Source organism: Pseudonocardia sp. DxW, assembly GCF_058448985.1.
On record NZ_JBZFLK010000050.1, the window covers coordinates 1 to 6,289 of the forward strand.

Genomic DNA, 6,289 nt, shown 5'->3' on the forward strand with positions numbered 1-6,289 from the left:
GAGGTCCTTCCAGAACACGTTGGCCAGCATCCGAGCCAGATTGTCCCGGGTGGCGTAGTCGTGGGTGGGCTCCAGCTCGGTCAGGTAGTCGATCAGCAGAGCGCGCACCGGTGCGCTGGCTACCTGGTAGCGGTCGACGAGTTCGGTCGCGGATAGTTTCCGGGAGCGGAGCAGCACCTCGATGGTGTCCGGTTCCCCGGCCAGCAGGCCCGCGGCGCGGGCATGATGCCAGGCCATCGCGACTCTGCTGCGGGAGGTGCTGCGGCCGGTGGCCTCGAGGAAGTCGCGGTGCTGCAGCATGTGCTCGGCGCGGATCTGTTCGACGCCGAGGCCGTGCCGGATACAGATCCGGACCAGCACCGTTGCGCTGGACCGCAGCAGCTGCTTCGACGCGTTCGTTGCGGCCCCGGCGGCGAAGAACCGCTGCCAGACCTGCCGATCGTGGTAGTCGGTCCAGTCCCACCACAGCTTGGTCAGATGCGCGGTCAGCAACCATTCGTCGCTGGGACGGATCACCCCGAGCAGGATCAGCGCGCTGGCCGCGACGCGGATGCCCGGGCGTCGGCGCGGGTTGGACAGCCCCGGCGCCCAGTCCGGCCCGCCTTGGTCCGCGCCGCTGGCCACCCACCGCTGCTGATAGGAGCTCCCGTGAAGGGAATCCAGCCAGTCCAGGAACAGCAGCACGTGCCGGCGTGCCGCCGCGACGGTGTCGGAACGGTGGTCCAGGCCGAGAAAGTTGCGGGAGAGCTCACCGGCGGCGACGGCGATCCGCTCGCGTTCCTTCTCGGTGGCTGGTCGTTCAAACCAGGGATGCGGCCGGTCGCGGTCTGGCACGCGGTGAGGAGCGCCAGCGGCACGATCAGCCGTGGCGGCCATCGTTCGCGTGCGCAGGCCGCCTGCGGCTACTCTGGGTTCGGTTCCGGTGTCGGCGTCGGTTCTGCTCATGCGTCGGGTCCGGTGACCGTGTCCTGGCCGAACAGAACCGCCAGATCGGCCGGGTCGTAGCCGGCGGCCGGACGTGGCGGTGGTGCGGGCGGACGCGCGTAATGCGCCAACAGCCGCTCGACCAGGTCGTCCATCCGGGTTCGCAGATAGACCTGCGTCGTGCTCAATGATGCGTGCCGCATCAGCTCCTGCACATCGGTGATCAACAGTGTCGGGTCGGCCGCTAACCGGTAGGCATACGTGTGCCGGAGGTCGTGGAAGGTGATGTTCGTGCCCAGCGCAGTGTTGGCGCGCTCGAGCACCTGCCGTAGCGACCAGTAGGTCATCGGGCGCGGTTGCCCGCGCAGGGTCAGCCACAGCGGGTCCGCCGGGTCGAACCCGCCCGGGCGGTCCGCCAGGTACAGACTGATCCACATCAGCGAGTCCGGGGAGGTCCGGACCGGTTGGTACTCCCGACGGCCCTTGCCGATCACCTCGATCGTGTGGGTATCGACCTGCACCCCACACGGGCGCATCGACAGCATCTCCGCCGCCCGTGCCCCGCTGGAGACCGAGGTCGACACGATCGCCCGATCGCGGACCGTAGGGAGCTGGGCGAAGAACTCGTTGAACAACTCGTCCGGGACTGCCCGGGGCGCGCGCTGCTCGCGCTTCTGCCGATACGGCGCCCGGCGCTGCGGTTGCGGAGTCTCCATCGGACCCTGCCGGGTCCGCAGCTCCCGCCTGCGCCGAGCCGGTGACCTGGGCACCGGATTGGCCAACGGCCCCAGCCCGGTTGCTACAGCGAACTCGTAGAACTCGCTGACCACCGACAACAGGTGATCAATCGTGGCCGACGCGTACTCGTTCCGCAGGTAGGGCTTCGCGGTCCGGGGATTCACCGACCCGGCCGGCGGACGCGCCCCAGCCTGCCGGGCACTCGACCGCCGCCGCTGCGGATTGTCGGCCATGCGGTACCACCGCACGACATCGCGGACGTCGGCGCGGGTGGCACCCGCCCAGCCGACGTGCATCGCATCCAGCAACCTGTACCAGGCAAGCAGGTCATAGGCATACGAGCGCAACGTCCCCGGCGAGTAGTCACTCGCGGCCAGCTCGGTCAGCCACCGCGACACCGCATCGATCTCGACACCGTCGGCGTCGAGGAGCGCCCACGCCTGGTCAGGCCTGCCCGTGGCCACCACCCGGCCGATTGGTAACACGACAAGATCAGTGACCTTCCGAACCCGATCCCTGTCGCCCACTTCCGATCGCCCTCTCTGCCATGACCAGCCGATCCGGACCGTGGCGGCCTTGGCATAAGGGGTAACGAGCGCCAACGCGTCTTGTTATGCCCGTCACAGATGCCCCCTATGGTCGGCATGGAGTCGATCGAGACGTCCGAGCGGATCAGGCCGCCGGCGTCGGCCTGACGATCCTTGGTCGCTAGGGGTGTCGGCCGCCTTCTGACGGCGCCTCGATGATCTGGCAGACAACGGCGTTCTGGCCGTGCCGGCGCGCGCTGGTGGCAGTGGCGCGGGCACGTGAGAGTGACTGGCGCAAGCGATTGAGGTCGCGGAGTCGTTGATCGATGTCGGCGAGGTGCGCATCGAGCAACGCCAGGACGCGGCCGCAGGGTTGCTCGCCGCCACGCTGGAGATCAAGAATTTCCTTGATCTCATCGAGGTGCAGGCCGAGGGTCTTCGCTTGGCGTACGAAGCGCAGCACGTCGAGATCGTTCTCGGTGAAGACCCGGTATCCAGCCTCGGTCCGCTCGGCGGCGGGCAACAGCCCCTTGGCTTCCCACAGGCGGACCGCCTTGGCGCTCACACCGGCGGCTTCGGCCGCCGCGCCGACCGTCATTCGCATGACAGACCTCCTCGCATGATCACCCTTGACCTTACCCCTGGGGGAAGGTTCTAGCGTCCGGTCGGGCGTCGAGCCGTCCGACCCGACCGGAAGCGAAGTGCAGTGTTCGTTAAGGCAGAGGCCCTGATCGCCAGGGTGCTCGCCATCGCCCGCAGGAGGGTTCCTGCGCACCTCGCGTCGGCCCCTGCAGGCGCCGCGTGCCTCGGCAGCACCCCTCGGGCAGGTGCCGAGTGAGCGCTACGCCCCGCCGGGTCGGGTTGCGCACGGTGTTCGCCCACCCCGGCTACCGGCGCTTGTGGTCGGCGCGCACGGCGTCGCAGTGCGGGGACATCTTCGCGACGGTGGCATTGGCCTTGTTGGTGTTCGACCTGACCGGCTCGGCGCTGGGCGTGAGTGCAGTGGTGTTCGCCGAGATTCTGCCGGTCCTGTTGCTCGCGCCGCTGGCGGGCACCCTGGTCGACCGGCTTCCCCGGATCTGGATCATGATCGCCGCGGATGTGTGGGGTGCCCTGCTGGCCGGTTCGCTGATCGTGCTCGGCGACCACGTCGTCGCGGTGTATGTGATCGCTTTCGGGCTCTCTGTCGGGGCGGTCCTGTTCAACCCTGCTGCCAACAGCGCCGTGCCCGCGCTGGTCGACGAGAGCGAGCTCGTCGCGGCCAACAGTGGCATCTGGACCGCCGCCGTGCTGAGCCAGATCGCGCTGGCGCCGCTCGCCGGGCTGCTCTACACCGCACTCGGCCCCGGCCCGGCGTTCGGGATCAATGCGGCCAGCTTCGTGGCCAGCGCTGTCCTGCTCACCGGGCTGCGGTTACCGGCCACGCCGCGCTCGACCGCACGGCGGGGGTTCTTTGCCGACGCCGTGGCCGGGGTGCGGGTACTGGCCTCGGACCGGCTACTGCGGGCACTGGGCGCGGGCCAGCTCCTCGCCGCGCTATCGGCCGGCGCGACGAGTGCCTTGCTGGTGGTGTTGGCGCGTGAGCACCTGGAACTGCCGCCGTCCGGGTACGGGCTGCTGCTGGGCGCGATCGGCGTCGGCGCGGTCCTGGGCCCGTTGGTGGTGAGCCGGCTGCTCAGCGATCCGCGCCGCCCGGCGTTCGTGTTCGGCCCCTACGTGATTCGCGGTCTGGTCGACCTCGCGCTCGCGACGTTCACCGCGTTCCCGGTGGCCCTGGTCGCCCTGGCGATCTACGGGCTGGGCACCTCGACCGGCGCGGTCACCTTCAACTCCCTGCTGCAGGCACATACTCCCGCGCACCTGCGCGGGCGGATCTTCGCCGGCTTCGACGTGTTCTGGCAGCTGGGACGGCTCGTGTCCCTGCTCCTCGGTGGCATGCTCGCCGCCGCGCTCGGTATCCAGGCCGTCTATCTCCTCGGCGGGTTCCTGCTCCTGGCGGCCGCGGTGATCGGCTGGGTCGGGATCCGAGGTAACGCCCCGAGCTCGCCGGCCGGGTAGCTGCGTGCTGTTCCGGCCCGAGCGGGCGGTGACGCTCGTTGCACGGGGACATGAGGCTCGTCCAGCACGGCCATGCACCGGGTGCAGGGCTTAGGACTGGGCAGGCGGTGCCGCGATGGTGAGCTGGCGCCGATGGTGGTCGAAGTGCTGGGTGCCGAAGTGGTAGACGTCGAGCACGCTCATCGTCGGAGTGAAGTAGGGATCCCAGTCCGTCGGCACGTGCATGCTCAAGGCCAGACTGGGCTCGGTCTCCGTGGCCAGACGACGTCGCAGCGAGCCGATCACGGCGTCCAGCAGCACGGTCATGACGCGCAGGGACAGCAGCCGAGCGGCGAGGCAGGGACCGAGGTAATTGACCAGGTGGAAGGGCTGGCGGGCCGCGTTCAGGGCGGTGGCGAAGCCTCTGCTGTAGCCGAGGCGGCCGAGGGTTCGCACCAGGGGCAGCAGCGTCCGGACGACGCCGTAGCCGAGGACCATGTGGAACAGGAGCTGCCGGTTCGTCCACCGCGTGCCGTTCGTCGTGCGATCCAGATCGAGGCGGGACGCTGTCGCGATGAGCTGGTGGAACTCGGCCTGGGCTCGCCGCATCTCCTCGCCGATGTCGTTCGGGTCCATGCGGCCGCCTCCGGGCGCCGATGTTACTGGCGCAGCGCCGGGCCGGGAGCACACTGGTGTCATGCGGGTGGAGCTGCTGGTGGTGCCGAACTGTCCCCACGAGAACGTCGCCTCGGAGCGTCTGCGCCGGGCGCTCGACGACGCTGGACATGCCACGACTCCGGTCGAGGTCCGGACCCTGACCGCGGAGGCGGTCGCCGGGACGCCTGAGTTCGCGGGATCACCCACGATCTTGATCGACGGGGCAGACCCGTTCGCCGAGCAGGCCACCGGAACAGGCGCGTTCTCGTGCCGCGTCTACTACGGTGATGCCGGGCTGTCGGGCGCCCCGTCGATGGAGCAGCTGCGGCAGGTGTTGCGTCGCTGACACGCGGTGAGGCCCGGCGCCATCGATTCGTTCATAGTTGCTGTGGTCAGCCGCTCGCAGGTGCTCCGGCGCGGGCTTTCTGTTCGACGGAGGCGTTGACGACCTGGACCTTGTCGCCGTTGGCGAGGTCGTTGAAGAACGCCTCTGCCTCGGGTAGGTCGAGCTTCACGCACCCGGCTGAGGCGCGTTCGCGATCTCCGCCGTGGAACGCGACCCCACCGTCGGCGAAGAAGACGGCCCACGGCATCGGTGCGGGGTTGCCGTCGGGGCCGGTGAACTCGCCACTGACATGGTCCTTGTTCTTGCGGTACACGCGGAACGAGTGCCCGAGCGGGGTTTCCTGCCCCGCTCCGCCCGAGGCGATCGGAACCGGGCCTCGGGTGACCTGGCCGTCGCGGATCAGCCACGCGCGTTGCGATTCGAGATCGACACACGCGCGGGCCGAGACCGAGCACGGAGTACCGGGCGCCACGGGCTCGGCGTGCGCCTGAGCGGCGACGTCACTGCTCTCGGCATCGGCGAGCGCGGTACCGGCGAGGCCGATCCCGGCCGCCGCCACCAGGCCCGCCACCACGAGCCGGCCGAACCGGGTTCGCAGCATCGCCGTGCTCCGCATTCGCACTCCTCGTCGTTGGTTGCGCTACGCCACCGGGCGTACCGAGGGCGGGCGTTCTCCTGTCACGTAAGACGTCCGGAAGGGTCCGAGGTTGTCACGCAGCGGTGCCGTTCCTGTCGCTGTCCGTGACTCCCCCCGGACGAGACGACGTCCGGGCGCTGATCCGTGTGCAAGGTGGCTACAGCTCGCCTCCGCGCCGGCGATGCTCGTCGTTGGCGCGCCGTCATCGACGATGGCGAGCGATTGCCGGGCAGCATGGACCGTGATGCCGTGGTCGGGTGTGCCGATCCCGTTGATACGGTCCGGTTACTGTGAGCGACACCGTCGGCGAGCTGAAGGCGCACGAACTCGCCGTCGGCGTCCGCCGGTTCGTCCTTTTTGTCGCTCTGTCCGCGATCGTGCTGATCTGTGGACTGCACCCGGTCGCGTCGGCCCACGGGCCTG

The 6,289-nt window shown here is 69.4% G+C and carries 7 protein-coding genes; 2 read left to right on the forward strand and 5 right to left on the reverse strand.

The features are described 5' to 3' along the window. The 3 genes from ACVJO7_RS33640 to ACVJO7_RS33650 all read right to left on the reverse strand — a co-directional run. Positions 1-834 (reverse strand): hypothetical protein (locus tag ACVJO7_RS33640; RefSeq protein WP_491676314.1); only part of this gene is annotated, 834 nt, incomplete at its 3' end. Between the two features lie 107 nt (positions 835-941). Next, positions 942-2,264 carry a tyrosine-type recombinase/integrase gene (locus tag ACVJO7_RS33645; RefSeq protein WP_491676315.1) on the reverse strand — a complete coding sequence of 441 codons (1,323 nt, stop codon included), beginning with the start codon at positions 2,262-2,264 and terminating at the stop codon, positions 942-944. 106 nt (positions 2,265-2,370) lie between these two features. Beyond that, the gene (locus tag ACVJO7_RS33650) at positions 2,371-2,793 is read right to left on the reverse strand and encodes a MerR family DNA-binding protein (protein ID WP_491676316.1); all 423 of its coding nucleotides are present in this window, start codon (positions 2,791-2,793) and stop codon (positions 2,371-2,373) included. Positions 2,794-3,023: 230 nt separating this feature from the next. On the opposite strand from ACVJO7_RS33650, the gene ACVJO7_RS33655 reads away from it, so the two are divergent. After that, positions 3,024-4,247, forward strand: coding sequence for an MFS transporter (locus ACVJO7_RS33655; RefSeq protein WP_491676317.1), 1,224 nt, complete (start codon positions 3,024-3,026; stop codon positions 4,245-4,247). Between the two features lie 90 nt (positions 4,248-4,337). Here the strand turns inward: ACVJO7_RS33655 and ACVJO7_RS33660 are convergent, their stop codons facing one another. Beyond that, the gene (locus tag ACVJO7_RS33660; protein WP_491676318.1) at positions 4,338-4,862 is read right to left on the reverse strand and encodes a DinB family protein; all 525 of its coding nucleotides are present in this window, start codon (positions 4,860-4,862) and stop codon (positions 4,338-4,340) included. A gap of 61 nt (positions 4,863-4,923) precedes the next feature. Here ACVJO7_RS33660 and ACVJO7_RS33665 point away from each other — a divergent pair, with 61 nt between their 5' ends. Continuing rightward, the gene (locus ACVJO7_RS33665; RefSeq protein ID WP_491676319.1) at positions 4,924-5,229 is read left to right on the forward strand and encodes a hypothetical protein; all 306 of its coding nucleotides are present in this window, start codon (positions 4,924-4,926) and stop codon (positions 5,227-5,229) included. A gap of 46 nt (positions 5,230-5,275) precedes the next feature. Here the strand turns inward: ACVJO7_RS33665 and ACVJO7_RS33670 are convergent, their stop codons facing one another. After that, positions 5,276-5,845, reverse strand: a complete 570-nt coding sequence (locus ACVJO7_RS33670) for a L,D-transpeptidase (protein ID WP_491676320.1) — start codon at positions 5,843-5,845, stop codon at positions 5,276-5,278. Positions 5,846-6,289: the final 444 nt, after the last annotated feature.

What these genes read in the sequence shown, in the direction of transcription:
- ACVJO7_RS33650 (WP_491676316.1), bottom strand. Translation starts at nt 2,793, where the DNA reads ATGCGAATGACGGTCGGCGCGGCGGCCGAAGCCGCCGGTGTGAGCGCC.
- ACVJO7_RS33660 (WP_491676318.1), bottom strand. Translation starts at nt 4,862, where the DNA reads ATGGACCCGAACGACATCGGCGAGGAGATGCGGCGAGCCCAGGCCGAG.
- ACVJO7_RS33670 (WP_491676320.1), bottom strand. Translation starts at nt 5,845, where the DNA reads ATGCGGAGCACGGCGATGCTGCGAACCCGGTTCGGCCGGCTCGTGGTG.
- ACVJO7_RS33665 (WP_491676319.1), top strand. Translation starts at nt 4,924, where the DNA reads ATGCGGGTGGAGCTGCTGGTGGTGCCGAACTGTCCCCACGAGAACGTC.